27 protein-coding genes are annotated in these 25,370 nt (G+C 62.0%); 4 read left to right on the top strand and 23 right to left on the bottom strand.

What is annotated here, in order from left to right; genetic code table 11:
- Positions 1–28 precede the first annotated feature (28 nt).
- Positions 29–259, top strand: coding sequence for a hypothetical protein (locus LPB072_RS18240; protein ID WP_157559356.1), 231 nt, complete (start codon positions 29–31; stop codon positions 257–259).
- Positions 260–574: 315 nt separating this feature from the next.
- On the opposite strand, the gene LPB072_RS18235 is transcribed toward LPB072_RS18240, so the two are convergent.
- The 5 genes from LPB072_RS18235 to dctP form a co-directional block, all read right to left on the bottom strand.
- Positions 575–1,474 carry an omptin family outer membrane protease gene (locus LPB072_RS18235; protein WP_157694107.1) on the bottom strand — a complete coding sequence of 300 codons (900 nt, stop codon included), beginning with the start codon at positions 1,472–1,474 and terminating at the stop codon, positions 575–577.
- An 844-nt stretch (positions 1,475–2,318) separates the two neighbouring features.
- Positions 2,319–3,602 carry a hydroxymethylglutaryl-CoA reductase, degradative gene (locus LPB072_RS18230; RefSeq protein WP_066085306.1) on the bottom strand — a complete coding sequence of 428 codons (1,284 nt, stop codon included), beginning with the start codon at positions 3,600–3,602 and terminating at the stop codon, positions 2,319–2,321.
- A gap of 30 nt (positions 3,603–3,632) precedes the next feature.
- Positions 3,633–4,949 carry a TRAP transporter large permease gene (locus tag LPB072_RS18225; RefSeq protein ID WP_066085308.1) on the bottom strand — a complete coding sequence of 439 codons (1,317 nt, stop codon included), beginning with the start codon at positions 4,947–4,949 and terminating at the stop codon, positions 3,633–3,635.
- Positions 4,946–5,482 carry a TRAP transporter small permease subunit gene (locus LPB072_RS18220; RefSeq protein WP_066085309.1) on the bottom strand — a complete coding sequence of 179 codons (537 nt, stop codon included), beginning with the start codon at positions 5,480–5,482 and terminating at the stop codon, positions 4,946–4,948. Before LPB072_RS18220 ends, LPB072_RS18225 begins: the two co-directional genes overlap by 4 nt.
- Before the next feature lie 84 nt (positions 5,483–5,566).
- Positions 5,567–6,616 (bottom strand): TRAP transporter substrate-binding protein DctP, encoded by a 1,050-nt coding sequence (dctP, locus tag LPB072_RS18215; protein ID WP_066085310.1) that lies wholly within the window; start codon positions 6,614–6,616, stop codon positions 5,567–5,569.
- A gap of 210 nt (positions 6,617–6,826) precedes the next feature.
- On the opposite strand from dctP, the gene LPB072_RS18210 reads away from it, so the two are divergent.
- On the top strand, positions 6,827–8,224 hold the full coding sequence (locus LPB072_RS18210) for an aminotransferase-like domain-containing protein (RefSeq protein WP_066085311.1): 1,398 nt from the start codon (positions 6,827–6,829) through the stop codon (positions 8,222–8,224).
- 411 nt (positions 8,225–8,635) lie between these two features.
- On the opposite strand, the gene LPB072_RS18205 is transcribed toward LPB072_RS18210, so the two are convergent.
- From LPB072_RS18205 to LPB072_RS18125, 18 genes are all read right to left on the bottom strand, one after another.
- Entirely contained in the window at positions 8,636–8,827 is a 192-nt protein-coding gene (locus LPB072_RS18205) for a 2-hydroxymuconate tautomerase (RefSeq protein ID WP_066085312.1), read from the bottom strand.
- Between the two features lie 10 nt (positions 8,828–8,837).
- Complete coding sequence (gene dmpG, locus LPB072_RS18200) at positions 8,838–9,881, bottom strand: 4-hydroxy-2-oxovalerate aldolase (RefSeq protein ID WP_066085314.1); 1,044 nt, start codon at positions 9,879–9,881, stop codon at positions 8,838–8,840.
- Positions 9,882–9,897: 16 nt separating this feature from the next.
- Positions 9,898–10,809, bottom strand: coding sequence for an acetaldehyde dehydrogenase (acetylating) (locus LPB072_RS18195; RefSeq protein WP_066085317.1), 912 nt, complete (start codon positions 10,807–10,809; stop codon positions 9,898–9,900).
- Complete coding sequence (locus LPB072_RS18190) at positions 10,806–11,408, bottom strand: carboxymuconolactone decarboxylase family protein (protein WP_066085322.1); 603 nt, start codon at positions 11,406–11,408, stop codon at positions 10,806–10,808. Before LPB072_RS18190 ends, LPB072_RS18195 begins: the two co-directional genes overlap by 4 nt.
- Positions 11,409–11,418: 10 nt before the next feature.
- Positions 11,419–12,207 carry a 2-oxo-3-hexenedioate decarboxylase gene (gene dmpH / locus LPB072_RS18185; RefSeq protein ID WP_066085323.1) on the bottom strand — a complete coding sequence of 263 codons (789 nt, stop codon included), beginning with the start codon at positions 12,205–12,207 and terminating at the stop codon, positions 11,419–11,421.
- A gap of 2 nt (positions 12,208–12,209) precedes the next feature.
- Complete coding sequence (locus LPB072_RS23545; RefSeq protein WP_157559355.1) at positions 12,210–12,359, bottom strand: hypothetical protein; 150 nt, start codon at positions 12,357–12,359, stop codon at positions 12,210–12,212.
- The gene (dmpE, locus tag LPB072_RS18180) at positions 12,356–13,141 is read right to left on the bottom strand and encodes a 2-oxopent-4-enoate hydratase (protein WP_066085324.1); all 786 of its coding nucleotides are present in this window, start codon (positions 13,139–13,141) and stop codon (positions 12,356–12,358) included. The genes LPB072_RS23545 and dmpE overlap by 4 nt, the downstream gene beginning before the upstream one ends.
- A gap of 37 nt (positions 13,142–13,178) precedes the next feature.
- Positions 13,179–14,030 (bottom strand): alpha/beta fold hydrolase, encoded by an 852-nt coding sequence (locus LPB072_RS18175; protein WP_066085325.1) that lies wholly within the window; start codon positions 14,028–14,030, stop codon positions 13,179–13,181.
- A gap of 150 nt (positions 14,031–14,180) precedes the next feature.
- Positions 14,181–15,635 (bottom strand): 2-hydroxymuconic semialdehyde dehydrogenase, encoded by a 1,455-nt coding sequence (locus LPB072_RS18170; protein ID WP_066085326.1) that lies wholly within the window; start codon positions 15,633–15,635, stop codon positions 14,181–14,183.
- 23 nt (positions 15,636–15,658) lie between these two features.
- Complete coding sequence (locus tag LPB072_RS18165; protein WP_066085327.1) at positions 15,659–16,090, bottom strand: GlcG/HbpS family heme-binding protein; 432 nt, start codon at positions 16,088–16,090, stop codon at positions 15,659–15,661.
- Positions 16,091–16,210: 120 nt separating this feature from the next.
- Positions 16,211–17,155 carry a catechol 2,3-dioxygenase gene (locus LPB072_RS18160; protein ID WP_066085328.1) on the bottom strand — a complete coding sequence of 315 codons (945 nt, stop codon included), beginning with the start codon at positions 17,153–17,155 and terminating at the stop codon, positions 16,211–16,213.
- 21 nt (positions 17,156–17,176) lie between these two features.
- On the bottom strand, positions 17,177–17,551 hold the full coding sequence (locus tag LPB072_RS18155) for a 2Fe-2S iron-sulfur cluster binding domain-containing protein (RefSeq protein ID WP_066085330.1): 375 nt from the start codon (positions 17,549–17,551) through the stop codon (positions 17,177–17,179).
- A gap of 14 nt (positions 17,552–17,565) precedes the next feature.
- Positions 17,566–18,627: an NADH:ubiquinone reductase (Na(+)-transporting) subunit F gene (locus LPB072_RS18150; RefSeq protein WP_066085331.1), complete on the bottom strand. Its 1,062-nt coding sequence runs from the start codon at positions 18,625–18,627 to the stop codon at positions 17,566–17,568.
- A 54-nt stretch (positions 18,628–18,681) separates the two neighbouring features.
- On the bottom strand, positions 18,682–19,038 hold the full coding sequence (locus LPB072_RS18145; RefSeq protein ID WP_066085332.1) for a phenol hydroxylase subunit P4: 357 nt from the start codon (positions 19,036–19,038) through the stop codon (positions 18,682–18,684).
- Positions 19,035–20,594, bottom strand: a complete 1,560-nt coding sequence (locus LPB072_RS18140; protein WP_066085334.1) for an aromatic/alkene/methane monooxygenase hydroxylase/oxygenase subunit alpha — start codon at positions 20,592–20,594, stop codon at positions 19,035–19,037. Before LPB072_RS18140 ends, LPB072_RS18145 begins: the two co-directional genes overlap by 4 nt.
- 178 nt (positions 20,595–20,772) lie before the next feature.
- Entirely contained in the window at positions 20,773–21,042 is a 270-nt protein-coding gene (locus tag LPB072_RS18135) for an MmoB/DmpM family protein (RefSeq protein ID WP_066085336.1), read from the bottom strand.
- A gap of 32 nt (positions 21,043–21,074) precedes the next feature.
- Positions 21,075–22,070 (bottom strand): aromatic/alkene monooxygenase hydroxylase subunit beta, encoded by a 996-nt coding sequence (locus LPB072_RS18130; RefSeq protein WP_066085339.1) that lies wholly within the window; start codon positions 22,068–22,070, stop codon positions 21,075–21,077.
- A gap of 37 nt (positions 22,071–22,107) precedes the next feature.
- Positions 22,108–22,317 (bottom strand): phenol hydroxylase subunit, encoded by a 210-nt coding sequence (locus LPB072_RS18125; protein ID WP_066085342.1) that lies wholly within the window; start codon positions 22,315–22,317, stop codon positions 22,108–22,110.
- A gap of 319 nt (positions 22,318–22,636) precedes the next feature.
- Here LPB072_RS18125 and LPB072_RS18120 point away from each other — a divergent pair, with 319 nt between their 5' ends.
- Positions 22,637–24,319 carry a sigma-54-dependent Fis family transcriptional regulator gene (locus LPB072_RS18120; RefSeq protein ID WP_066085343.1) on the top strand — a complete coding sequence of 561 codons (1,683 nt, stop codon included), beginning with the start codon at positions 22,637–22,639 and terminating at the stop codon, positions 24,317–24,319.
- 35 nt (positions 24,320–24,354) lie between these two features.
- Positions 24,355–25,056, top strand: a complete 702-nt coding sequence (locus LPB072_RS18115) for a GntR family transcriptional regulator (RefSeq protein ID WP_407927816.1) — start codon at positions 24,355–24,357, stop codon at positions 25,054–25,056.
- Positions 25,057–25,370 lie beyond the last annotated feature (314 nt).

Here is a 25,370-nt window from a genome sequence, read left to right as displayed (position 1 = left end):
CATTCCATTTGACACCGAGGATTTCAAAATGATCAAAACCGCAGGGATGCTGCTCGCAGTGCTGGTGGTCGCGGGTTGCGCGTCCACTTCCAAGCCTTTTTGGGCCAAACCCAATGTCTCCGCCGACGACACCTACACCGAACTCTCCGAGTGCCGGTTCAAGGTAGGCGTCAGCAAGATCGATGAAGACGAACAAGAATTGCTGGTGGCCCATTGCATGCGTGGCAAGGGCTTCAGGCTTCTGGCCAACCAGAGCTGAGCGGCTGGAACTGCCCCAAGAAAAAGCCCCGCTGAAGCGGGGCTTTTTCTTGGCCGGTGAACTGGGTGGATCAGGCAACCGTTCGGGGCGGGCAGCCTGATGATGCGTTGGTGAGCCAGGGCGAATCAGAGCAGGTTCGAGCCAACCCTCAACCGGGTTCGCCGGCCTTGATTTCTGGTGACCTCAACGGTTCAGAGCCTTGGTTGGCAACAAGCCGCCGCGGGGAAAAGGGCCGCATGATGTGGGCGGATGTCGCTCAAAAAAATGCCCCCGGGCGTGAAGCTCGGGGGCATTTTCAGTCATCGGTCAACCGTTTCAGAAGCGGTAGCTTGCTTGCAGGAACATGCCTTTGCGTTTCGTCTTGTAGGTTTCCAGCTGGCTCTCGGGGGCCTGTTCGGTGATCCCGGTGGTGATGTCGGATTTGACCGACCACATGCGGTAGCCCGCGCCGATGCTCAGTGCCGGGGTTACCAGGTAGTTCAACGCAATGCTGATCTGTGAGCCGCTGCCGCTGCCGTTGCCGGGTGTCAGACCCAGGCCCGAGAGGTGGTGGTTGTCGGTGTTCTTGTGGTCGGGCTTGAAGTACGCAGCTTCACCCGAAAGGGACAGCTTGTCGTTGACCGCAAAGTCCGCCGTCACGCCCACCCGGGGGCCCGTGAATTTGTCGGTTTCGGTGATGCCCAACTCGTCATCAGCGACATCGCCTGGTGAGCAGATGTCGGAGGTGGCCAGTTGTGTACAGCCATAGGCGCGGTACTTTTCATTCCAGTTGGCGTAGCCCACGAAGCCACCCACGCGCAAGGCGCCTTGGGAAATGCCATAGCCGACGTCAATCGAGCCGTATTTGATCGCGCTCTTGAGTTGGGAGGTTTCGGTGCGTGAGTATGGATCGGTCTCAGGCTCGAAGTCTTCGTCGTATTCCACGCCACTCTTGCTGGTCACGGCGCCAGCAAGGATGCCTTTGACGAACACGCCACTGATGTGGTCGACACGGAAAAACACTTCAGGCGAAGCCACGTTTTTCGATTTGTACTGCAAGGCAGATACCGCGCCGTCGTCGGGGCTCATGCCGCCGTACAGGGTGTACTCGGGGCCGCCGCTTGAGTGCCAGTAGCGGGCACCGATTTCGGTGGTGAAGTCGCTGGCGAACGCCGTAGAGGCGAAAGACAACATCCCGATGGCGGCGATGACGGGCGTTGCTTTGAGGCGGATCATGGGGTTTTTCATAGTGGTTGAAATGTGAAAGGGAACGGCCGAAACTGGTCAAAAAGTTAGGGTTGTTCAAAGTTTTCCGAGCCGAGTTTACCCATTTCAACTAAGGGAAAGTAACTATTGTCGGAGTGTTGTGTTTTTCATTCATTTGAAATGCACCATGGTGCCGATATCGTTTTTCCGGTAGAGCTTTTCCGGGTGCAAGACCCGGTGCCTTGCAGAGGGGCTTGGTTGGCTCACGCCGGTGTGTGCCCGGGCCGGGTATCCGGCTTCGCAGCCTTCAGAAACCACTCAAAACACCGGTTTCCGGTGCGACAAAAGTCACTTGATGGCGGGCAGGTCGGTTTGCTGCGCAACCCTGCCAGAGACGATGCCCAGTGCCCGATAGGCGTGTGAACGTTGTGCTGTGTGTCACACGGCAACCGGTTTGACGGCTGGGTTTTGCGCCATTTCCAGAACTGGGACCCTGCTTGATCCGCACGAAACTGGGCGTACCCCCGTGTCACGGTTGTGGGGCTGGCGGCTTGAATGGCCACAGGCGAGGGAAACGGAAACAAAAAGCCCGCGCCGAAAGCCGCGTTTTTTCTTGGGGAAAGACAGGGCCTACCAGGGGTGGATGCCGCAAGGTCTGCCGGGATTCTCTGCGTTCTTCAGCAAGGAGCTGCTCGCAAGTCTGTGTGCAGCCTTGTTGCTAGACAAACGCGGGGCAGGGCGATGGGTCGAGGCAGGCAATGGCTGGCGCGCGCACCGGGGTGCCTCAAGGTGGGCGCTCCACTGAAAATTGAAAGCGGGCCAGAGAAGTGGGTGACATCCAGTTGTTAGACGGATCCTGGAAACCATTCCTGCATCAGGCCTTTGACGTTCTGATCCGCTGAAGCGCTTCCTCGGCGACATCGAGGCGCACCGTACCGAGTTCAACCAAGGCGCGGGCGACGAGGTCGATTTCTTCCCCCAAAGCGCCGGCCATCATGGCAATGTTCTGCGAATGCAGCGACATGTGTCCTTTCTGGATACCCGTGGTCGCCAGTGCCTTCATCGCCGAAAAGTTCTGGGCAAGTCCAACCGCTGCGATGACACGCGCAAGGTCTTCGGCGGCTTTCGCATTGAGGATCTTGAGCGCCACCTTGGCACTGGGGTGCAGTTTGGTCGCACCGCCCACCAGGCCCACGGCCATGGGTACTTCAATGGATCCGACCAGGTCTCCTTCAGCCGACACCTCCCATGCCGTCAGACTGGAGTAGCGACCACTGCGCGCTGCATAGGCGTGGGCGCCAGCTTCAACCGCCCGGGTATCGTTGCCAGTGGCCATCACCACGGCACTGATGCCATTCATGATGCCCTTGTTGTGTGTCGCGGCGCGATACGGATCGGCTTCTGCAAAGTGGTAGGCCGCCAGCATGGCGTCGCGCACCTCGGCGCCACCGATGTCGGCCAGACGCCAGGTGCAACGCGCACGGGCCAGGCGCCTGTCGGCCAGATTGGACAGGATGCGCAAGTTGCTCTTTCCTTGCGTCCATTCGGCAATGTGCGGCGCAATGCGTTCGGCCATGGTGTTGACCGCGTTGGCACCCATCGCGTCTCGGGTATCGACAATGAGGTGGGTGACCACCATGGTGCCACCCCGTGTGTCGAGCACGCGCACTTCGAGATCCCGAAAGCCACCACCGAGTTTGACCAGAATCGGGTCGCAGGCGTTGCACATGTCTCGAACCGCTTCTTTGCGCTCGAGAATCTGCAAACGGGCATGCTGCGGATCAGGCACCTGAGTGAGCTGGATCTGCGCAATCATCTCGGTACCCGACATGGAGGTCACAAAGCCTCCGTTGTCGTAGCACTGGCGCGCCGCGTTGCACACCGCAGCCACCACGGAAGACTCTTCTGTGGCCATGGGAATCAGCCGGTCCTGACCATCAATCTTCATGTTGGTGGCAATGCCCACCGGAATGTTCATGGTGCCGATGAAGTTCTCGATCAGATGATCGGCCAGTTCGGCGGGCAGATTGCCGGTGTTCCGCAACAAGGCCTTGTCTGCGTCATCCAGTTGCGCAAATTTTGCGACGCTGTCGATCCGCTCGGCGACATTGAATTTGTGGAAACCGCCAATGCGGCTGCTGGGAGCATGCGTGTCCATGGGATGTCCTCTGAAAATGAAAAATTGAACTCAGCGTTCGGCCATCAGGCGGGGCAGGTAGGTGACCAGGTCAGGGAAGGCCGCGCAAATCAGCAAGCCAACAAACTGCAGGATGAAGAAGGGGATCACGCCCTTGTAGACCAGGTCCATGCCAATCTGCTTGGGCAAGGTGCCCTTGATGTAGAACAGGGTGTAGCCAAAGGGCGGGCTGATATAGCCCATCTGGATGGTGATCGCGTACAGCACACCGAACCAGAGCTCGTCAAATCCCAGCAGGCGAACGATGGGCAGGAACACCGGCACGGTCAGCAGAATGATGCCGAGTTCGTCAAGAACCGTGCCGAGAAAGACCAGCAAGAGCATCATGGCGCCGAGAATCAACCAGCGGTTGACTTCCAGGCCCTTGATGAATTCAAGCAAGGTGTCGGCGCCACCGAGACCTGTGAAAATCGCCACATAGGCTTTCGCGCCGAGTGTGATCCACAGGATCATCGACGTGGCCTTCAGGGAGTCGACACCACTGGCCCGCAACATGCCCAGGTTGAGCCGGCGTTTGAGCAGGGCCGGAATCATGGCGCCCGCCACGCCAACCGCAGCCGACTCCGTGGGTGTGGCCACCCCAAAAAAGATCGATCCCAGGATCATCACGATCAGCATGGACGGGAAGGCCAGCGCCTTGAGCGCCAGCAGCTTGGCCTTCAGCGGCACGGCCTGCATGTTTGGGTCCAGAGGGACCCAGTCGGGCCGCAACCACCCGACAACCACGATGTATCCGATGTACAGGCTGGCCAGAATCAAGCCCGGAACCAAGCCGGCGATCAGCATCTGGCCAATCGAAATTTGCGCCGTGACCGCGTAGACAATGGTCAGCACCGATGGCGGGATCAGTATGCCCAGCGTCCCCGAGGCACAGATGGTGCCGAGGGCCAGTTGGGGCTTGTAGCCCCGTTTGAGCATTTCAGGCAGCGCCAGAATCCCCATGGCGGTCACTGCTGCGCCGACCACGCCTGTCATGGCGGCCATGACCACACAGATGATCACGGTGCCGATGGCCAGCCCACCTTTGATGCGCCCAAACCAGAGTTCCATGGCTCGGTACAGATCCTCGATCACCCCGGATCGCTGCAGGATGCAGGCCATCAGGATAAACAGCGGGATGGCCAGCAAGGCCTCCGATTTCATCGTGTCGTAGATCTGAAGCACCAGCACGATGACGGCGTTGGGCTCCCAGAGCGTGACCGTGAAGAGCAGCGAGAGGCCTCCGAGGACAAAGGCGATGGGCAAACCGGTGAGCATGAACACCGTGAGGCTGCCGAACATCAGCAGCAAGATGGCATTGGCGCTCATGGGTGGGCAGCCTCAGCCGGATTTTGTTCGGTGGTATCGGGTGCCCTGAACAACACCCGAACGAATTCAACCAGCGCTTGCAGCAGCATCAGCGCCAAGGCCAAAGGCACCATGAGTTTGGCGGGCCAGATTGGCGGGTTCCAGGCAGAAAAGCTGGTTTCCCGGTAAGTCCAGGCGCTGAACGCAGATGGGGCGCTGAAGTACAGCAACACGGCGCAAAAGAAAACGATGATGGGGAAATTGATCAAGTCCAGACGGCGCTGCCAGGCCAGGCTCAGGCGCTGCCGCGCGAGGTCCAGTGCAACATGGCCACGCAAGTGCAAGAGGTAAGGACCACCGAGCAAGAAGTAGGGGCCAAAGAGCAACACGGCCAGCTCCATGCCCCAGACGGTGGGCGCATCGAAGAGGTAGCGCATCACCACCTCGTACAACATCACGGGAACCACGATCGCCATCAGCCAAACCGTGATCTGAAAGATCCAGCGATTGAGCGTGGTAATGGCCGACGTGGAGACAGACAGCCAGGCAGGCATACAGGCTCCAGAGAAGAAACGGTGGTGCAGCCCGCTACGCCAGCGCCCCCGTTCTGGGCGAAGCTGGCGCGCGGGCCTGGAACATCAGGCCAGCAGGCCGAGCTCTTTCATGAAGGCGATCTGGCTGTCCAGGATCTTTGTCGCCAGTGCATCGCCCTTGGTCGCGGCACGCCAGGCTGCCATGGCTTTGGGTCGAGCGGCGGCAACGTCGGCGGCATTGAAACGGATCACTTCGCAGCCCTTGGCTTCGTACTTGGCCAGCACGCTCGCGTCGTTCACCAGAATGTGTTGTCGCAGCGACGAGGACACCTCGCGGGCAGCCACAGCCAGGGCGGCCTTGAATTCCGCTGGCAACTTCTCGAAGGCGCCCTTGTTGGCCACGTAGGCGGTGGCGGTGGTGGGCTGGTGGAATCCGGGCACGATCACGTATTTGGCGACCTCGGCCAGACCGGCTTCGAAGTTGGCTGTCAGGTCACCCCTGTCGGCCATGTCGATCACGCCCTTGTCGAGTGCGGAATACACCTCGCCCGTGGGCAGTGGCGTCACCGAGACGCCCATGGCGCCCATCACCGCTGAAGCCAACCCCACAAAGCGGCCTTTCTTGCCAGCCAGGTCGGCCATCTTCCGGATCGGCACCTTCGAGTGCAAAGGCTCCTGACCGTAGACGGTCGGTGCGATGTAGTGCAATCCCGCCGGGGCGTAGGCCTGGCGGACCAGATCCAGTCCACCCTTCTCGTAGAACCATGCTTCGTAGTCATCGCTTTCGGCAAAGCCAAACGGGATGGTGCTGGTGAACGCGAAGGAGGGGATCTTGCCTGCCTCGTAGCCGTCAAAAGTCTTCATCATTTCGAAGGCGCCACCACGGACCGCGTCAAAGGCCTGGGCAGCGGGCACGATCTGGCCGGCCGCAAACAGGTTGATCTTGAAGCGCCCGCCAGTCAGCTCGGCCACGCGGGCAACGAACTTCTCCTCGAATTTCTGGGGGGTGGTGCCTCCGTCCCACAGCGCCTGCATGCGCCAGGTCACGGTGGCCCCCTGGGCATGTGCGGCCAGCGGGGCGGCGACGCCAACGGCTGCAGCGGATGCAATGGCGGATTTGAGGATCTGACGACGTGCCAGTTTTGATTGGGTCATGTTTTGTCTCCGTAGATCTTGATTCAAACTCGCCAGGCGAGTGGACACTTTGTTGGCCACGTAGCCCTGTTCACCCAACGGGTGAGGAGACCATCGCAACCGGGCCCAGTCTATGGACAAAGAACGCCGTTTACAGATACAGTTTGGACACAGTTGAATAAACTGTATCCATCCATTGATGGGTACAGTCTCCTAACCAGGGCAGGCAACATGGCCACCAGATCGAATGACAACAAGGTCGAGACGCTGACCGCAAAGCTGCTCAAGTCCATCGAGCAAGATGCCCTGCCCGCCGGCACACGCTTGCGCTCGGTGCGCGACGCAGCCCAGAAAGAAGGACTGGGGGTCAATACGGTTGTAGAGGCATACAACCAGCTGGTGGCCAGGGGGTTTCTCGAGTCCCGTCCGGGGTCGGGCTTCTATGTCCGGAAAATGCCGAGGGCGTGGACCGCAACACCTGCTCCCCATGTGACGGCAGCCGTCGATGTCGTTTCGCTGTTGAGGGAACAACTGGAACAACACTATGAAGTGCGGGTGGGAGACGGTCGCCCACCGGCCAGCTGGATGGAGGGCTCGGAGTTGGGCCGCCACCTGCGGCGCTCCCGGGCAGAGGGGCTCACGGCCATAGAGCATGGCTACGGCACCCCCTGGGGTTACCAACCCCTGCGGGAGACGGTTGTCCGCCTCCTGGGGGAACGCTCCATTCAGGTTCATGCCCGCCAGGTGCTGCTCACCCAGGGCGCCAACCACGCACTCGACCTGATCATCCGCCATCTGCTTGAGCCTGGTGACAAGGTGCTTGTTGATGCGCCGGGTTATTACCCGCTGTTTGGCAAGCTGAAGTTGGCCAAGGTTCAGATGCTGGGTGTGCCACGGCTGTCCGATGGACCCGATCTGGAGGCGCTGCATGCACTGATGAAGCTTCACCGCCCCAAGGTGTTCTTTACGCAGTCATTGGCACACAATCCCACGGGCAGTTCCATCAGCCTGCCGAAGGCCCACATGCTCCTGCGCCTTGCCGCTGAATTCGACTGCCTGGTGGTGGAGGACGATCCGTTTGCAGACCTGCTGCCCGCCGCCGCGCCGCGCCTGGCGGCCCTGGATCAGCTGGACAGGGTGCTGTACGTGAGCAGCTTTTCCAAAACCCTCTCGGCAGGTCTGCGTGTGGGCTACATCGCAGGGGCGCCCGAGCGCATATCCGCGCTTTGCGACCTCAAGATGGTCACCGTCGTATCCACCTCGGATTTTGTCGAGCGAGTCGTTCATCAACTCATCTCGGCGGGCCAGTACAGGCGGCACATTGCCCGTCTGAAGGCGCGCCTCGCTGAGGCTCACGGTCCTGCGGTAAAAGCCCTCGAACGCGCCGGCGTCGAGGTACACCCAAGTGACCCGGGGGGCTATTACCTGTGGGTCGATCTTCCGAGGCAAAGCGACGAACTTGAGCTCGTCAGGGATGCCGCGAGCCAAGGCATCTTCCTGGCCCCCGGATCCGTTTTTTATCCAGATCGCCAGGGGCCGTATCCCGCGTTGCGTGTGAACGTGGCCTACGCTGGAGACCCACGCTTTATCAAGTTTCTGCGGTCTGTTTCAAAACACCGCATCACCTGAGCACCACCGCCTCGGTGATATCGCCGTAACGGGTCCTCAGGTCGACAGACAACCGAAAGCGCTCATCAGGCCAGTGAGCCCCTCTGTTCTTCGGAGGTCGGCGTCCAGGCATGGAGCACGAAGTCATGGGGCGCACTGACGACAGCAATCCCTGCAAAGCCGAAACTGGAAAACCACCGTTGCTTCAAGCCCGATCACCGCAACTCAAGCATGACGCCTGAACATGTGCGCCGGCCCCAACCTGTCACTCTGGCACCAGGCCGAAAGCGGCCGTACGACCACCCCAACCGGTTCCTCGATCAAGGCGGGTCACATCGGGACACGGAAACGACCGCACACGCCAGTGGTGAACGGGTGCTCCCGACCTGTCTCGCCGCGAAGACTGCCGCGCGCGGTTTGGACCGAAGGCCGTCAGCGGCCCAGGTCTTTGGCCGAGACCCCGGCGATGCCCCAATTTTGTTTGGGCACATCCTGAATCCAGACCCGGATGGTTTCCCTGGGGGCACCGACGGCTTCCTGCAGCGCGGCGGTGACCTTCTCGATCACCGCGCGCTTCTGGTCTTCGGTGCGGCCTTCGAGCATGTAGATTTGTGCAAATGGCATGGGGTCTCCTTCAGGCAGCTTTGGCCATGATCCCGCGCTCGCGCGCCATGGTCATCGCCGTGTCTTCGATCATGTCTTCCTGGCCGCCGACCATGCCGCGGCGGCCCATCTCGACCAGGATGTCGCGCGCCGACACGCCGTATTTTTTTTCGGCGCGCTTGGCGAACAGCAGAAAACTGCCGTAGACGCCGGCGTAGCCCAGCGTGAGTGCATCGCGGTCGATGCGGATGGGGAAATCCATGATGGGCACCACCAGATCTTCGGCCACGTCCTGGATCTTGAACACATCCACGCCGGTCTCGATGCCCATCAGATCGCACACCGCGATGAACACTTCCATCGGGGTGTTGCCCGCACCCGCGCCCAGCCCGGCAGCGGCCGCATCGATGCGGTTCGCTCCGACCTCGATTGCAGCCAGGCTGTTGGCCACGCCCATGGCGAGGTTGTGGTGGCCATGAAAGCCCAGTTCGGTCTCGGGTTTGAGCGCTTCGCGCACCGCGCCCACCCGCGCCTTCACTGTCTCGGGCAGCAGGTGGCCGGCCGAGTCGGTCACGTAGATGCAGTTGGCGCCGTAGTGCTCCATCAGTTTGGCCTGTTCAACCAGTTTTTCCGGGCTGGCCATGTGGGCCATCATCAGAAATCCCACCGTGTCCATATCGAGCTGGCGGGCGAACGTGATGTGCTGCTCTGACACGTCGGCCTCGGTGCAGTGGGTCGCCACGCGTATCGTGTTCACGCCCAGGCCATGGGCCATTTTCAGGTGGTCAACGGTACCAATACCGGGCAGCAGCAAGGCGCTGACCTTGGCCTGTTTCATCAGCGGAATGACGGTGCCCAGGTATTCCTCGTCGCTGTGGGCTGGGAAGCCGTAGTTGACCGAGCTGCCACCCAGGCCGTCGCCGTGGGTCACTTCGATCAGCGGCACGCCGGCGTCGTCGAGCCCGCAGGCGATGGTCTTCATCTGGTCCAGTGTCATCAGATGGCGCTTGGGGTGCATGCCGTCGCGCAGGGTCATGTCGTGAACGGTGATCTTCTTGCCTTTGAGTGTGGTCATGTTGTGTTCTCCAGGTTCAGGCAGGCAGGGCTTCGAGCGTGAGCGTGCCGTTGAGCATCTCTTCGGCGAACATTTCGGCGGTTCGGGCAGCGGCGGCGGTCATGATGTCGAGGTTGCCGGCGTACTTGGGCAGGTAGTCGCCCAGGCCTTCGACCTCCATGAAGACCGAGACACGCTTGCCGTCAAACACCGGTCCGTTGACCAGCTTGTAGCCCGGCACGTATTTCTGCACCTCTTTGATCATGTCGTGAATGGACTTGGTGATCGCAGCCTGATCAGGCTCGTCCTCGGTCAGGCAATGCACCGTGTCGCGCATGATCAGCGGCGGCTCGGCCGGGTTGATGACGATGATGGCCTTGCCCTTCCTGGCGCCACCCACTTTTTCCACTGCGCCAGCGGTGGTTCGGGTGAACTCGTCGATGTTCTTGCGTGTGCCCGGCCCGACCGATTTGCTGGACACCGTGGCGATGATTTCTCCGTAGGCCACCGCCTGCACACGGCTCACTGCCGCCACCATGGGGATCGTGGCCTGGCCGCCGCAGGTGACCATGTTCACGTTCATCTCGCGCTTGCCCACGTGCTGCTTCAAGTTGACCGGGGGTATGCAGTAGGGACCGATGGCCGCAGGCGTGAGGTCGATCATCATCGCGCCCTGCGCATTGACCTTGCGGCTGTTCTCGGCATGTGCGTAGGCGCTGGTCGCGTCGAAAACGATCTGCACGCCGTCGGCCTTCATGTGCGGGATGAGTCCGTCCACGCCGTCGGCGGTGGTCTTGATCCCCATTTCTTTGGCGCGCTTCAGGCCATCAGAGTTTGGGTCGATGCCGACCATCCAGACGGGTTCGAGCACCTTGCTGCGTTGCAGCTTGGCCAACAGGTCGGTGCCGATGTTGCCAGGGCCGATGAGTGCACATTTGATTGTCTTCATGTTGGATCCTTTGAATGTTTTCCGATGTTCCAGCCACTTGGGCCAAGCGTGGTCTTTGCGATGTCCATGGGTTCGGCTTCCAGCGTGGTGGCCAGTGAGTCGTTCCAGCGGTTGAAGAATCCGAACAGACCGATGACGCCGAGAATCTCGACGATCTGCCCCTCGCTCCAGTGGGTCTGCAAGCGTTTGAAAAGTTCGTCTGTGACGCCGTTGGGCACGCTGGCAGCCGCCAGCGCAAAGTCGAGCGCCGCCCGCTCCGCTTCTGAAAACAAAGGGCTGGTAGCGTAGTCAGCGATCGCACTCAGTTTGTTTTCGTCGATGCCATGACGCATTGCACTGGTCGCCGTGTGAGCGCGGCAATACATGCAGCCTGCGGCCATGCTCGCGACATGACCCACCAGGCGCTTCAGCCCGAGGTCGACTTCCCCTTTGGGGTCGTAGACGCCGCGGCTGAGCGCGATCAGACCCCGCGCAAGGCCGGGCCGCCTCGCCATGGTCAGCAAGCTGTTGGGCACAAACCCCAGCGTTCGCTCGAAGAAGGCAAAATCTTCTGCCAGTTCATGCGAGGAGTCGATATAGAGGGTCTCAAGACGGGCCATGGTTTTCTCCTCAGACAAAGCGCATGCCGACCGTACCCAGGTCCTGGAAGCGCACGTTGATGCTGTCGCCTGCCTTCACCGAGATCGCCTCGGTGACGCCGCCGGTCATGATGAAAGTGCCCGCAGGAATCTCTTGCCCGCGTGCGCCCAGGTGGTTGGCCAGGGCGGCGATGGCGGCGGCCGGGTGGCCCATCACGGCCGCGCCGGCGGCCATGGCGACGATCTCGCCGTTTTTCTCCAGCACCACGCCCAGCGTGCGCAGGTCCAGTTCGTCGGCATGGCGTGCGCGCCCGCCGACGACGAAGCGCGAGGCAGAGGTGTTGTCGGCGATCACACTCTTCAGGTCGAACTTGAAATCGCGGTAGCGGCTGTCGATGATTTCGACGCCGGGCAGCACAAAGTCAATCGCCGCAAGCACCGCGCCCACATGGCATCCGGGGCCGCGCAGCGCGCTCCTGGTGACGATGCAGATCTCGGCTTCCACCTTGGGGTGGATGAGTTCAGACATCCTGATGTCGCCCCCTTCGGGGCAGGCCATGTAGTCCGATATGAAGCCAAACACCGGCGTGGTCACACCCATCTGTTTCATCTTGGCGTGCGAGGTGAGGCCGCATTTCAGGCCCACGGTTCGTTGGCCGCGGGACTCCTTGCGCTGGCGAATGGCATCCTGGATCGCATAGGCGTCATCCCAGTCCATGGCGGGATGGTCGTCCGTGATCTTGGTGACGTCCGTGGTCTGCAGCTCGGCGTTTTCGAGGTGCTCGGCAAGGGATGCGATGGTTTTGGGTTCGAGTGTCATGTTCAGAGTTCCTTGTCCGAATGGATCGTGCGCACGTGGGCGGCGAGAGGAGGGGGCGCGGCGGTCATGGCCAGCGTGGACCCGGCTTTGCCCGACCCCTGCTGGCGTTCCCTTGAGGGGGTGACGCTGAAGGCGGCGCGGGGGTGTTTCATGGGGTGAACCGGACCGATGTGCCGCCAAGTCCACCGACGCTGCAATACAGGCTGTCGCCTGCGACCACGGGCACCAGTGGCGATTGCGAACCAGAGAGGATCACATCGCCGGCCTTGAGCGAGATGCCCAGGCGGCCCAGGGTGTTGGCCAGCCAGGCCACGGCATTGACGGGTGAGCCTTGCACCGAGGCCCCTGCCGAGGTGCTGATGACCTCGCCGTTTTTCTCCAGCACCATGCCGGCCAGCGCGAGATCGATCTGGCGCGGGTTTTTGCGCACGCCGCCCAGTGTGAGCACACCGCAGGATGCGTTGTCGGCCACGGTGTCCTCAATCTTGATCTTCCAGTCGCGGATGCGGGAGTCAACGATTTCGAAACAGGGCATCACGCAGTCGGTGGCGCGCAGCACGTCGGCGGCGGTGACACCCGGGCCTTCAAGGTCACGCGACAGGATGAAAGCCACCTCGGCTTCAGCCTTGGGGGCGATGAACTGTCCCATGGACAGCGGCTCGCCCTCGTTGAACACCATGCCCGAGAGCAGGTGGCCGAAGTCGGGCTGGTTGACCTTGAGCATGTCCATCACCACTTTGCTGGTGACGCCGATTTTTTTGCCCACCACGTGTTCGCCAGCATCGAGCCGGCGCTGGATCATGCGCAGCTGGATCTGGTAGGCGTCTTCGATCGTGATACCGGGTTCGCGGTCGGTGAGGGGCGCAACGGCTTGGCGGCTTTGCAGCGCCTGGAAGAGTTCGTCGCCGTATTTCTGAATGGTGGTGGTGTCCATGGTGTTGTTCTGGTGGAGCCAAAAAAAGGAAGGAAGATCAGCTGGCGTCGGCTTCGGTCAGGAAATCGCCGACCAGGCGGGCGAAGCGCGCGGCATGTTCAATCTGTGTCCAGTGACCGCAGTGGCCAAACACATGCAGCTGGCTGTTGGGAATCCACTGACTCAGCGTGAGTGAGTTGCTCAGCGGAATCACCTTGTCTTCGCGGCCATGCACGATGAGCGTTTCGTGCGGCAGCGCGCGAATGGCGGCCTCTGGACTGGCCATGGCGTCGACCCAGCGCTGCCGCGGTGCGGGGAACATGGCGCCGAACGATTCCTGAAAGCCGGGACGCACACTGGCGTCAAAGCGCAGCCGCGCGAGTTCGTCTGTGACGAGCTTGCGGCTGTGCGCAAAGATGTCGAGCAGGCTGCGCATGTTGGCCAGCGAAGGCTGGTAGCCCCAAACGGCGTCGAGTCCGCGCGTGATGGGAAACGGCACACCCACCGACCCCATCAGCACCAGACGGCGCACGCGCTGCGGAGCCCGGATGGCCAGCGCCAGGGCCAGCGCGCCGCCAAAGCTGTTGCCCACCAGATCCACCTGCGGCAGCACCAGGGCATCCAGCAGGTCCAGCGCCTGTCGCACCCAGGTGTCCATGTCGTAGGTGATGCCTTCGGGTCGATCGGTGTAGCCGAAGCCCACCATGTCGGGCGCGATCACGCGGCGTTGTTCCGCGATGACAGGCAACGCCAGGCGCCAGTTGGCCCACGCGCTCACACCGGGGCCAGAGCCATGGATGAACAGCACCGGGGGCTGGCCCGGTTTCGCAGCGCCGAGGTCGTGCACGTTCGTATGGAAGCTGCCCGTGCGGACGCTTCGCGCGACTTCGGGGTTATGGGGTGCATTCATGGGTGCCTCCTTGTTTCGTTGACATGGCGGCGCGCCAGAGGCCGTTCACCGAGGGCATCGCGGAACCGGCTTTGCCGGGCCGCCAATGCCGCCCCCTTAAGGGGGTGACACGCCGCAGGCGTGGCGCGGGGGTGGTCATATCCACGGGGCTCACAGTTTCACCATCACGTTGCGCAGCTCGGTATAGAACTCCAGCGAGTGCACGCCGCCTTCGCGGCCGATGCCGGACGACTTGGATCCACCAAAGGCCGTGCGCAGGTCGCGCAGGAACCAGCTGTTGATCCAGCACAGCCCCACCTCGATGGCTGCGCCCATGCGGTGTGCGGTGCCCAGGTTTTGTGTCCAGACCGAGGTGGCCAGGCCATAGTCGGTGGCGTTGGCCAGTGCGATCACCTCTTCTTCGGTATCGAAGGGCGCGATGTGGCAGCAGGGGCCGAAGACCTCCTCTCGCACCACGCTGGAGGTTTCCGGCAGGTCGGTCCAGATCGTGGGCTGCACGAAATGGCCCTCTGCGAACTCGCCCGCCATCGTTGGCGTGCCTCCGCCAGTGACCACGGTGGCGCCTTCGGCTTTGGCCTTCGCGTAGTAGCCCAGCACCTTGGCCTTGTGCTCGGCGGAAATCAGTGGGCCCAGGTTCACGCCTGGCTCATCCGATGGGCCCACTTTCAGGGCTTCGGCGCTGTCCTTCAGTGCCTTCACGAACTTGTCGAAGATGGGCCGTTGCACGTATACCCGCTCGGTGCCCAGGCAGACCTGGCCGCAGTTCTCGAACGCGCTCCGCGTGATGCCAGCCACGGCTTTGTCGAAGTCGGCGTCTGCGAAGACAATGCCAGCGTTCTTGCCGCCGAGCTCGAAGCTCACGGGCCGCACGCCTCTGGCGGCAGCGGCCATGATGGCTTCGCCGGTGCGGGTTTCGCCGGTGAAGGTGATGCCATTGACGCCGGGGTGCTTGGTCAGGAACTCGCCGGCCGAACCGGGGCCGAAGCCGTGCAGTACCTGGTACACCCCCTTGGGTACGCCCACCGCATTCATCACCTCGCCCAGCAGCGTGGCGGTGGCGGGCGTCTCTTCCGATGGTTTGACGATCACGGTGTTGCCGCAGGCCAGCGCCGGGCCGACCTTCCAGGTCATCAACAACAGCGGCAGGTTCCAGGGGCAGACCACGGCAACCACGCCCAACGGTGAACGCACCGCATAGCTGACGGCTGTCCCGCCGTCTGGCGTGGTCATCTGGAAGCTCTCGGTGGGTGCGTTCTTCACGATGTCGGCGAACACCTTGAAGTTGGCCGCACCACGCGGGATGTCGATGTGCGAGGCTAGCCCGCGCGGTTTCCCGGTGTCGGCCAGTTCGGCCTCCAGGAAGTCGTCGAATCGGCGGTTGATTTCGTCGGCCACAGCGTGCATCAGCTCGGTGCGCTTGACCACGCTCATACGGCCCCATTCGCCCTTCATGGCCGCATGCGCGGCGGCGACGGCAGCGTCCACCTCGGCCTGACCTGCTTCGTGCACCAGGCCGATCACCTGGTTGTTGACCGGCGCACGGTTTTCGAAGGTCTTGCCCGTGGCGACATATTCGCCGTTGATGAAGTTGTGGAACTGTTTCATGGTTGTGTGGATAGGTTGAGAACTCAGGTCAGGCCAAGCGCTTCGAGTCCGGCTCGGGCACAGGCCTCGTCTTGCTCGGCCGAGCCGCCAGAGACCCCGATGCCGCCGATCAGCGCACCGTTTTCTTTCGCCGGCAAACCGCCGCCAAACACCACCAGGCGGGGCCGGTGCACGATGCCGAGACGGAGTGCTTCGTCGCCGGCCAGAAGCTCGGGCCACTGGCTGGTGGGAAAGCCGAAGCTTGCGGCGGTGTACGCCTTGTCGATGGCAATGTCGATGGAATGCAAAAAGGCACTGGGCATCCGCAAGAAGCCCGCCAGGGTGCCCGAAGCGTCGGTCACGGCGACATTGATGCGTATGCCCAGTGATTCGGCATGCGCGATCGCGGCCAGGCAAGCCATCGAAGCCGCCTGGCTCGTGATCACGGAAGAAGAAACAGAGAGAGACTGGTTCATCGAAGGAAATGGTGTTGGTGAGGTGATGTCCATTCCAGATCACGGCGGAACCGGCTTTGCCGGGCCGCATGTGATGCCCCCTCGAGGGGGTGACGCACCGCAGGTGCGGCGCGGGGGGGGCTAGGTATAGACGTCGGTGAACGAAGCCACCAGGTCACCTGTGTGATAGAAGATGCCGCTGCCCAGCATGTCCTCCGTCCAGGTGGTCACCGGCCGGTCACGCTGTGCCAGGTATCCCAGACCGGCAAAGGTTTCGTTGCGGTTGCCGCTCGGGTCAAAGAAGTAGATGGTCTCGCCGCGCGTGATGCCGTGGCGGGTAGGCGCAACGTCGATGCGCACCTTGTTCTTGGCCATCACGTCTGCGGCCTTGAGCACGTCGTGCCATGAGTCCAGGAAGTAGGCGATGTGGTGCAGACCGCTCTTGGGGCCGCCCACAAAAGCGATGTCGTGCGGCGTGGTGGTGCGCGCCATCCAGGTGGCCGCCTGCATGTCGCCGTTGGGTCCGACCAACACCTGCTCGGTCAGGAAAAAGTCCAGCGCCTCGGTCATGAAGCGGGTGTTGTCGGCCACGGTGTTGACGCCCGCTTCCGGGTTCATCTCGCACATCAGCAACAGGTGGTCGAGCCAGTGGGCGCCAGCGCCCTTGAGTCCATCGGGCCAGGGGTCCGGGTTGGTGATGCCAACATCGGTACCCACATACTCTTTGGTGGCATACAGGCGCATTTCGTGCCCGCTGGGCAGGTTGAACTGCAGCATGCGCCCGGTGGATGGCAGCGTGCCCTCGTCCAGCATCCTGGTGGGGGTGCCCCACGCTTCAATCTTGATTTTCAGATCATCAAGGTCGCTCTCTTTTTCGACCTTGTAGGCCACATGGTTCATGCCGGCCTGGTCGGATGGCGTCAGGATGAGTGAAAACTTGTCCCACTCGTCCCAGCACTTGAGGTACACATTGCCGGCCTTGTCTTTCATGGTGACTTTGAGACCGAGCACGTTTTCGTAGTGCTTGAGCGCCGCATCCATGTCCATTACTTTCAGGCTCGCGTGCCCGATTCGCATCACACCCATGATTTGTCTCCTGTGAGTTGTCTACTGCTGCTGTGAAAGTGGCGCCGCTGTCGCAGATTCAGCGTTGCCTTTTGAAAACGGCTTTTTCAGCTTGCCCGCCACCTCGAGGCGAACGTCGGTGAGGGGGGCCACACGACAGGCCAGGGTGAGACCCTGCCTTTCTTCATCGCAACTGACATGTGCCCGGCTGATGGGCCCCAGGGCCTTGATATCGCCCTCCAGAATGCGCACCTTGCACACGCCGCAGCCGCCATTGACGCAACCTGCCGGAATGCCCTTGCGCCCCAGGCGCAACATGCCCTGAAGCAGGCTTTCCGTGCTCGCACACAGGTAGGCTTCACTGGTCTGCGCCACATGCACGCTGACCTTGGGTCGTGAGTCGAATGAGAACGCCATGGCCGGTGCTGTCCTCAGACCCGCTTGAACAGCGGGCTGCGCTGGGCATTGGCATCGGCCGCCGAAATGAATTTTTCGGTGTAGATGTCGCGCTCGAAAAGGCGGCCCTTCATCAAGGCTCCGATGCAGGCTTCAACCATCGGCGGCGGGCCGCACAGATAGGCTTTCATGCCGGCAAAGCCATCGGGGAAATGGGCTTTGGCCGCTTCATGCACGAAGCCGCGCGCCCCTTGCCAGCCGGATCCTTCGGGCTCATTGGACAGCGCAGGCACGTAGGTGAAATTGGGGTGCCGGGCGGCCAGCGCACGGAATTCATCGTCGTGGTACAGCTCTTCGCGTGAGCGCTGCCCGTAGACCAGCGTGATCGGCAGCTCGCAGCCCTGGCCGAGCAAATCCAGAATCATGGAGCGCGGGCTGGAGAGTCCGGAGCCGCCGGCCATGAAAACCATGGGCATGCGGGCCGAGGCGCGCACGAAAAAGCGGCCGTAAGGCCCGCTCAGTTTCAGGCGTTCACCGGCTTGCAGGGTTTCGTGCAGATAGGTTGTTCCTGCGCCGCCTGGTACGCAGCGCACGTGCAGTTCAATGGCGCAGCGCGCCTGCGCATCGGCCGGAGCATTGGCGATGGAGAATGCCCGGCTCTGGCCCAGCCCGGGGATTTCCAGCTGCACGTACTGACCGGCCTGAAAGTGGATGGCTTCGTCAAGCTTGAGGTGCAGCGCCTTGATGGTGGGCGTGAGCACCTCGATGCGCTCGACCGTGGCGCCAAAGTCCCGTACCGGGATCACCTCGGCATCCGGTTCGTCTTCCATGTCCACTTCGATGGTGATGTCGCTTTGCAAGGTGCAGGAGCAGGCCAGGGTCTTGCCCTCGTCACGCTCGAAGTCCATCAGCGCAAACGGATTCGCCGCCCCGTGGTCCACTTCGCCGTCGAGTACCTGCACCTTGCAGGTGCCGCACAGGCCATGCCCGCAGGCATGCGGAATGTAGATGCCCTGGCGCAGCGCCGCGTCCAGCACGGTCTGGTCTTCTTCCACGTCAATCGTGGTGCCGAGGGGTTCGATGGTGACTTGGTACATGGGTAACAAACGTGTGCGAGGAAAGGGCATTCGGCACAGGCCGCAGCGGGGAAGTCAGCTGAAGCTGCCTTTGATCCCCGTCAGGCCCGGCGTGCGGAAACGGATCGCATCCTTGTGCGTCAGGCCGTTGTCGGCCAGTGATTTCGCGGAGTCGGGCTTCCAGGGCTGCCCGTTTTTCTTCCACTCGACCTGGTCCCAGTCGATCCTGGCGAAGTCAGGGTGGTAACCGAAGATGCCCGGCAGCACCGCTGTGGCCAGCGCACCAAATGGTGTGTCGGGTGGCAGCGGCAGGCAGAACGGAGCACAGAACATCAGGTGCTCTTCCCAGCCGATGTAGAGCAGCGGCGCGGGAAAGTTTTCGCGCACGTCCTTCATTGGAAAGTCGTAGGGCTTGAGGGCAACAACGCTCATTTCGCTTCTCCTTTCAGGGCCTCACCGCGCCAAGCGGCGAAGTTCTTCTGGTCTTCCGAGCCTTCGAAGTCGAAGTTGTCACGACCCACATTCATCTCGTAGTAGTCGAGCACGGCCATCAACGGGTCGAAGCCCTCGGCGGTCGGGTCGGTACCCGGTTTGAAGCAGTTGCCCTGGTAGATCTGGTGCACCGGCAACCAGCTCTGGATGTACTTCTCGGGTTCGTCGTCGAAGATGCCCTTGCAGTGGTCCGAGCAGAAGTGGTACTTGTTGCCGAGGTAGTCGGAATCGCGGTAGCAGATCTGGCTCGGGTCTCCTTCTTCGGTGAACAGCATGGGGATCTGGCAGGTGGTGCACAGCATGGGCAAGGTCTTGTTGTAGAAGCGGTTGCCGGCTTGCTGCTGTTCGCGGAAGTACTCCAGGCGGGGGCGGTAGTACTTGTCGAAACTGTCGGGGTACTTCTCCGACAGCCACTGCATCTCTTCTTCGCTGGGCACCCAGGTATGGAAGGGGGCGGCGGCGTTGTAGTTGTAGAAGGTGTTCCAGGCCTGGTGGCTGATGTGGTCCTTGCCTTCGCAGGCCTGTTTCCATCCAGCGGGCTCGCGGATGCCGTAGCGCGCCAGATCCTTGAAGAGTGCACCGCCGTTGTCTTCGGCGTACATCTCCCAGGCTTCTTTCCAGCTCATCACGCGCTTGGGCAACATGTAGTCCTGCATCATGGCCACCAGGGTGAGCAGGCGATAGCCGCGCCAGAACCACTTGTCGATCCATTTCTGAACGATGGGCACGTTGGCCGGGTCCTGCTCCAGCAGGAACTTGATGCACTCGATGCCCAGCGTCATGTGGCGCGACTCATCGCTCTGGGCGCTGAAGCCGAAGGTCACGGTGGACATGTCACCGTTGTGGGCCGCGCCGCTCATGAAGGGCACAAACAGCAGGTTGGTGAGCACGTACTCGAACGAGAAACTCACCGCCACCAGGAACTCGAATGGCCCACCCGTGATGGCGTCTTCGAAAAAGCTCTTGGGCACCGACAGGTACCAGACCCGGTCGAACCAGTGGCTGGACTGGTGCATGCCGTTGAAGTACTTGTTGTAGTGGCTGATGGCATGCGTTTCGGTCTGGTAGTGGCGCAGCTCGTCCACGCTTTGCATCTGCGCGGCCACGCGCGCGCCTTCACCGGTGAACTGCCGGCCCACGTGTGCGAAACCTCGGTGGGCGTAGTACTCCAGCGGTGTCACACCCTGGATGAACAGCTTGAGCGCGTTGATGTAGCGCGCGTCGGTCACGCCGAGCTGGCCATTGTTCTGCGCAAAGGCCTCGATCACGGCGTAGAGCTTTTTCTCTTTTTCGCCCTGGTATTTCCAGTAGGCGTCCATGGTGAGCCGGAAAGGGTCTTCCCACTTGTCCCAGTCGTGGATCTTGATGCCCTCGTACTTGTCGTAGGGGAACACCTTGTCCATGGGCTGGTAGGTGGTCTCCCAGCCCAGGCCGCGGGTCATGGCGGCGTAGCGTTCTTTCAGGCCGAGCTTTTTCTTGGTGACACGGGTGTCCATGTTTGTCTCCTGGTTCGATATCGGTGGTTAATGGCTTTGCGGGCAAAAAGCACATGAGTGCCCGGCGTGCGTGTCTTCGGTCAGTGCTCCCGTGGAACCGCCTTCGCCGGGCCGCAGGGAGCGGCCCCCTCCCGCAGGAGAGAGGGGCGATCCGAAGCGGGGCAACGGGTGCTTCATCTCAATGCTTCCAGCTCAGGGTGAGCTGGTCGTCGTCTTCGTCGATGTGGCCCGAGAGGGTGACCAGGTTGACGTGGATGGCCTGCAGGTCGTAGGGGCGACCGGTGATCTCCTCGATGGTTTCGCGCTTGATCGTCAGACGGCCGGGGGCGTCGATCTTCACCATGCCGGGCGAGTGCACGACCTTGGCGTTGGTGTTGTCAGCGGCGATGGCCTCGATCACGGGTCGGGACTCTTCGTTGTCCTGGAATGCAATGAATACGTTCGACATGGGGTGTTCCTGATATGAGTGAAGGAGGCCGGTCAGGCCAGAACGCCGGTCTTGCGGCAACGCGCATCGAGCTTGTCGCGGGCTTCGGTCAGGGCGGCTTCGCCGTGCTCGCCGAGCGCCAGACGGGCCACGGGCGAGAGTGCGGCCTGGGCGCGCTCGGCCCAGTCTTTGATCCACTGCGCGATCAGCTGCCGGTTGGCATCGCTCTCGCTGGCCGCGGCCTTCACCACAGCGTCGATCCAGCGCGCCGTTTCGTCGTGCCATTCGGGCATGAAGGCGGTGAGCATGGCCACAGCCGTGCCACCTTGAAGGGCGATGTGGTCGTCGACGAAGCTGCCGTAGATCAGCGGGTAGAGCTGACCATCGAGCGCCAGGTTTTGCGCCACGAACAACTCGAACGGGTCTTGCACCACCAGCGTGTCTTCCACGTAACGGCGCAGGCCCTGCCACTCAGGCGCATCCAGCCAGGCTTTCTTGCCCATCTCCAATGCCTCCGGCTCATCCAGCGCCAGGCCCAGGCGGGTGAGGTACTGCGCCACACCCAGGTTGTCCATGGCGTGGAACATGGCCGGTGCCGTGAAGGCGGTGCCGAAACCGTAGGCTGCGATGGAAGCGTTGTTCATGTTGGCCCCCCAGGCGGCATGGCGCAGGGGCAACAGGATGGACAGGGTTTTTTCGCGCACCGCGTCGGGGATCATGGCCACCATGCCGCGCTGGTTCACAAACTGGAAGTTCGACTCGACAGCGTCTTGCTGGCGGGCCCGGGTCATGGTCCAGTTGGCGTAATAGAACTGACGTGGGTCTTTGAGCACATACCAATCGGCGAGCACGACCCGGCTGCGCGAGGCGTCGAACAACTCGTGCTCGGGGTCCCAGGTGGGACGGTACTGGAAGTTGGCCATCGGCTGGGCGCCGAAGGTGGCCTCCTGGTAGCGGGATGCGGCTTTCTCATGGCCGATGTACTTGGCGACATGGGCAAAGGTGTTGCGCAGCGGAGTGATTTCGCGCGCCTGCAGGTCAATGTTCATCGGGTCTTGTCTCCGTGTGGTTATGGGGGCGGGGAATTCAGTGCTCTCGCCAGATCACCTGGTGCTTGTCGCAGAACTCTTCGAACGCGGCGTCCGGCAACATCAGTTCCACCGCCAGCTCTGGCCAGCCAATGGAGAACTCGAAACTGACCAGTCCGTCGGGCCGGCGCTCCAGCAGGCGCACGTACCTTTTCTTGAGGTCGAGAGACGGGCCGGTGTTGGTGGTGGGGGCTTGAACGGTGGGCATGGGCAGACTCGGTAGGTGCAATGCCTGTTGCACGAGCCATGCCTGATCGAGCCAATGTCCGAATAAATCTCGATATTTAAGGGAATACCCCTAAAATTTCGCCGTTTGAATGTGGCGATCTGACGTGCTCATTGGTGGAAACCCTTGGGCAAAACCCCACGAAAAAGGTCAATATTTCACGAAATGGTGGGGTCTGATTCCATTGAGTTGATGAAATGATCAAATTCTTGCCCTGACGGGCCAGACTTGCCTTCGATGGCTCCATGGTCCAAAATATCGAGAATCTGGTCAGCCTGAACCGGAACCGTCAGGAGACAACGTGGATTCGAGCTTGCAGTACCCACCCGACACCGACTTGCGCAAACTCCTGCGTTTCGAGCGAGGCAGCGGTGCCATCTGGCTGGGCGAACGGCGCATGCTGTTGCTGCACACCACGGCGCTCAGCGCCTTGCGCAAAGACCTGATTACCTCCGTGGGGACCGCCCACACACGGCGCTTGCTCACCCGCATGGGTTACGCCAGCGGGCTGCATGATGCGGAGTTCGCCAACAAGACCCGGGGCGACCGCAGTCTGGAAGACATGTTCCTGGTGGGCCCGCAGCTGCACATGCTGGAAGGGGCTGCGCGCGTCACGCCGCTGCACCTCAAGATGGACATTGCCGCCGGACACTACGAAGGTGAATTCCGTTGGGACGATTCGTGGGAAGCCCATGCCCACCGCCTGGCCTACGGCGTGACCGATGAGCCCGCCTGCTGGATTCTGCTGGGCTATGCCAGCGGCTACACCAGCGCCTTCATGGGCAAGCTGATCCTGTTCAAGGAGGTGAAATGCGGCGCCTGCGGCCACGACCACTGCCACATCGTGGGCAAGCCGATTGAAGAGTGGTCCGATGGCGAAGCCTACCGGCCCTATTTCGAAGACGACTCCCTGCTGGACAAGATGGACGCGCTCAGCCAACAGGTCGAGGCCCTGAAGACCCGCCTGGAACCATCCACTTCGGGTGGCATGCTGATCGGTAGCTCTCCCGCCTTCCAGCAAGCGCACGACCTGATGCTGCGGGCGGCCAACACGCAGGTTACCGTGTTGCTCACCGGGGAGACCGGCGTTGGAAAAGAGCGCTTCGCGCGCGCGCTGCATGCGCACTCGGACCGGGCTTCCGGGCCTTTTGTGGCCGTGAACTGCGCGGCCTTGCCCGCCGAACTGATCGAGGCCGAGTTGTTTGGCGTGGAGAAGGGGGCGTTCACTGGCGCCCATGCGGCGCGCGCTGGCCGGTTCGAACGCGCCGACGGGGGCACGCTGTTTCTCGACGAAGTCGGCGATCTGCCCATGGCGGCGCAAGCCAAGCTGCTGCGCGTGCTGCAGGATTCCGAGATCGAGCGCGTAGGCGCAGAAAGCGCGCGCAAGATCAATGTGCGGGTGGTCACGGCGACCAACGTGAACCTGGAAGATGCCGTGGCCCAGGGACGCTTCCGCCGCGACCTGCTGTACCGGTTGAATGTCTATCCCATCTGCATTCCACCATTGCGGGAACGCCTCGCCGACATCGAACCGCTGGCGAACCACCTGCTGGCGCGGTTCACCGCGCTGCACAACAAGCGGCTCAATGGTCTGGGCGACCGGGCCTTGCAGGCGCTGATGCACCACGACTGGCCGGGCAACGTGCGCGAGCTCGAAAACCTGGTCGAGCGAGGCGTGATCCTGGCCACACAGGGCGCAACGGTGGAGGTGGAACACCTGTTTCCCAACATGCCGGCAAGCCGGCAGGACGGTGTGGACGAGCAGGGCCGCCTCGCCCACATCGTGCCCGCCGACAGCGCCGCGCTGTGTGAGCGCATTGTGGACAGCGGCGTGCCCATCGAGGAGCTGGAGGCGCAGGTGCTGGCCATGGCGGTCGAGCGTTGTGATGGCAACCTCTCGGGCGCATCGCGGCTGCTCGGGCTGACCCGGCCGCAGCTGGCTTACCGTCTGAAACGTCAACAATCCGGCGAGGCTTCAACGTGAACTCACTGACCGAACCCACACAGAAAAGCGCGCTGTTGCCGATCAACGCATTCAGTGACCACCTGGTGCGTGCGACCAGCGATTCCCCGCGCACCTTGTCTGAGCGGGCCTATTTCAATCTGCGCCAGGACATCGTGCAAGGCCTCCTCGCACCCGGCGAGCGGCTGCGCGTCGAGCACCTCAAAGACCGCTACGACGTAGGCGCCGGCACGTTGCGGGAAGCCCTTGCGCTGCTGGTCTCCGACGCACTGGTCACCGTGGAAGGACAGCGTGGCTACCGGGTCAGCGAAATATCACTGGGCGACCTGAAGGACCTCACAGACACCCGGGTGATGCTGGAAACGGAGGCCTTGCGGCAGTCGATCCGCCATGGTTCGCCCCAGTGGGAGGCCGAGCTGACCGCCGCATTCGACAGCCTGACGCAGGCCGAACTCCAGCGCGGCGGTCTGGAGCCCAGCCATTGGGAGCCCGCCAACAAGCGGTTTCACGAAGCGCTGATCGCCGCCCACCGATCACCGTGGAGCAAACACCTGCTGGGCATTCTTTACCGGCATGGAGAGCGTTACCGGCACGTGGCCATACGCATGGGGGCAACCCAGTCCGTGCAGCGCGACGTGCACGAAGAACACACCAGCATCTACATCGCCGCTCTCGCGCGCCAGGAAGCCCGCGCCGCGCTCGCGCTGGAGTCGCACATCCGTCTGACCTGCGACCTGTTGTTGCAACACACCGCCTAAAGCCTGTTCGCAACCTGTCGCAGCCGTCGTGCAAGAGGAAGCTCCGCAGAGGCAGGTACCCAAAGCTGGCTGTGCAACCGGGGCCTTTCATCGTGTGTGCCCGGCCCAGCCTTTCTCGTGTGGCGGCTTCCAGGTGCGAAGCGTGAAGTCGCGGTGCGCTCATCTCCGGCGCCCTTCGCTGCAATGCCGGGTTGGAAAATTGAAAGTCCCTTCAGGGCTGGGCCCAGACCAGACCCTGGATACAAATGCATTGAAAAGATCTCGAACCTAATGGGTCGGGGTTTTCCCTAGGCTGAGGCATTGTGTGCCCGCAG

The sequence above is a fragment of the Hydrogenophaga crassostreae genome (assembly GCF_001761385.1).
Classification (GTDB): domain Bacteria; phylum Pseudomonadota; class Gammaproteobacteria; order Burkholderiales; family Burkholderiaceae_C; genus Hydrogenophaga; species Hydrogenophaga crassostreae.
Note: the sequence above shows the minus strand (reverse complement) of the source record. Positions and strands in the feature narration are given on the sequence as shown.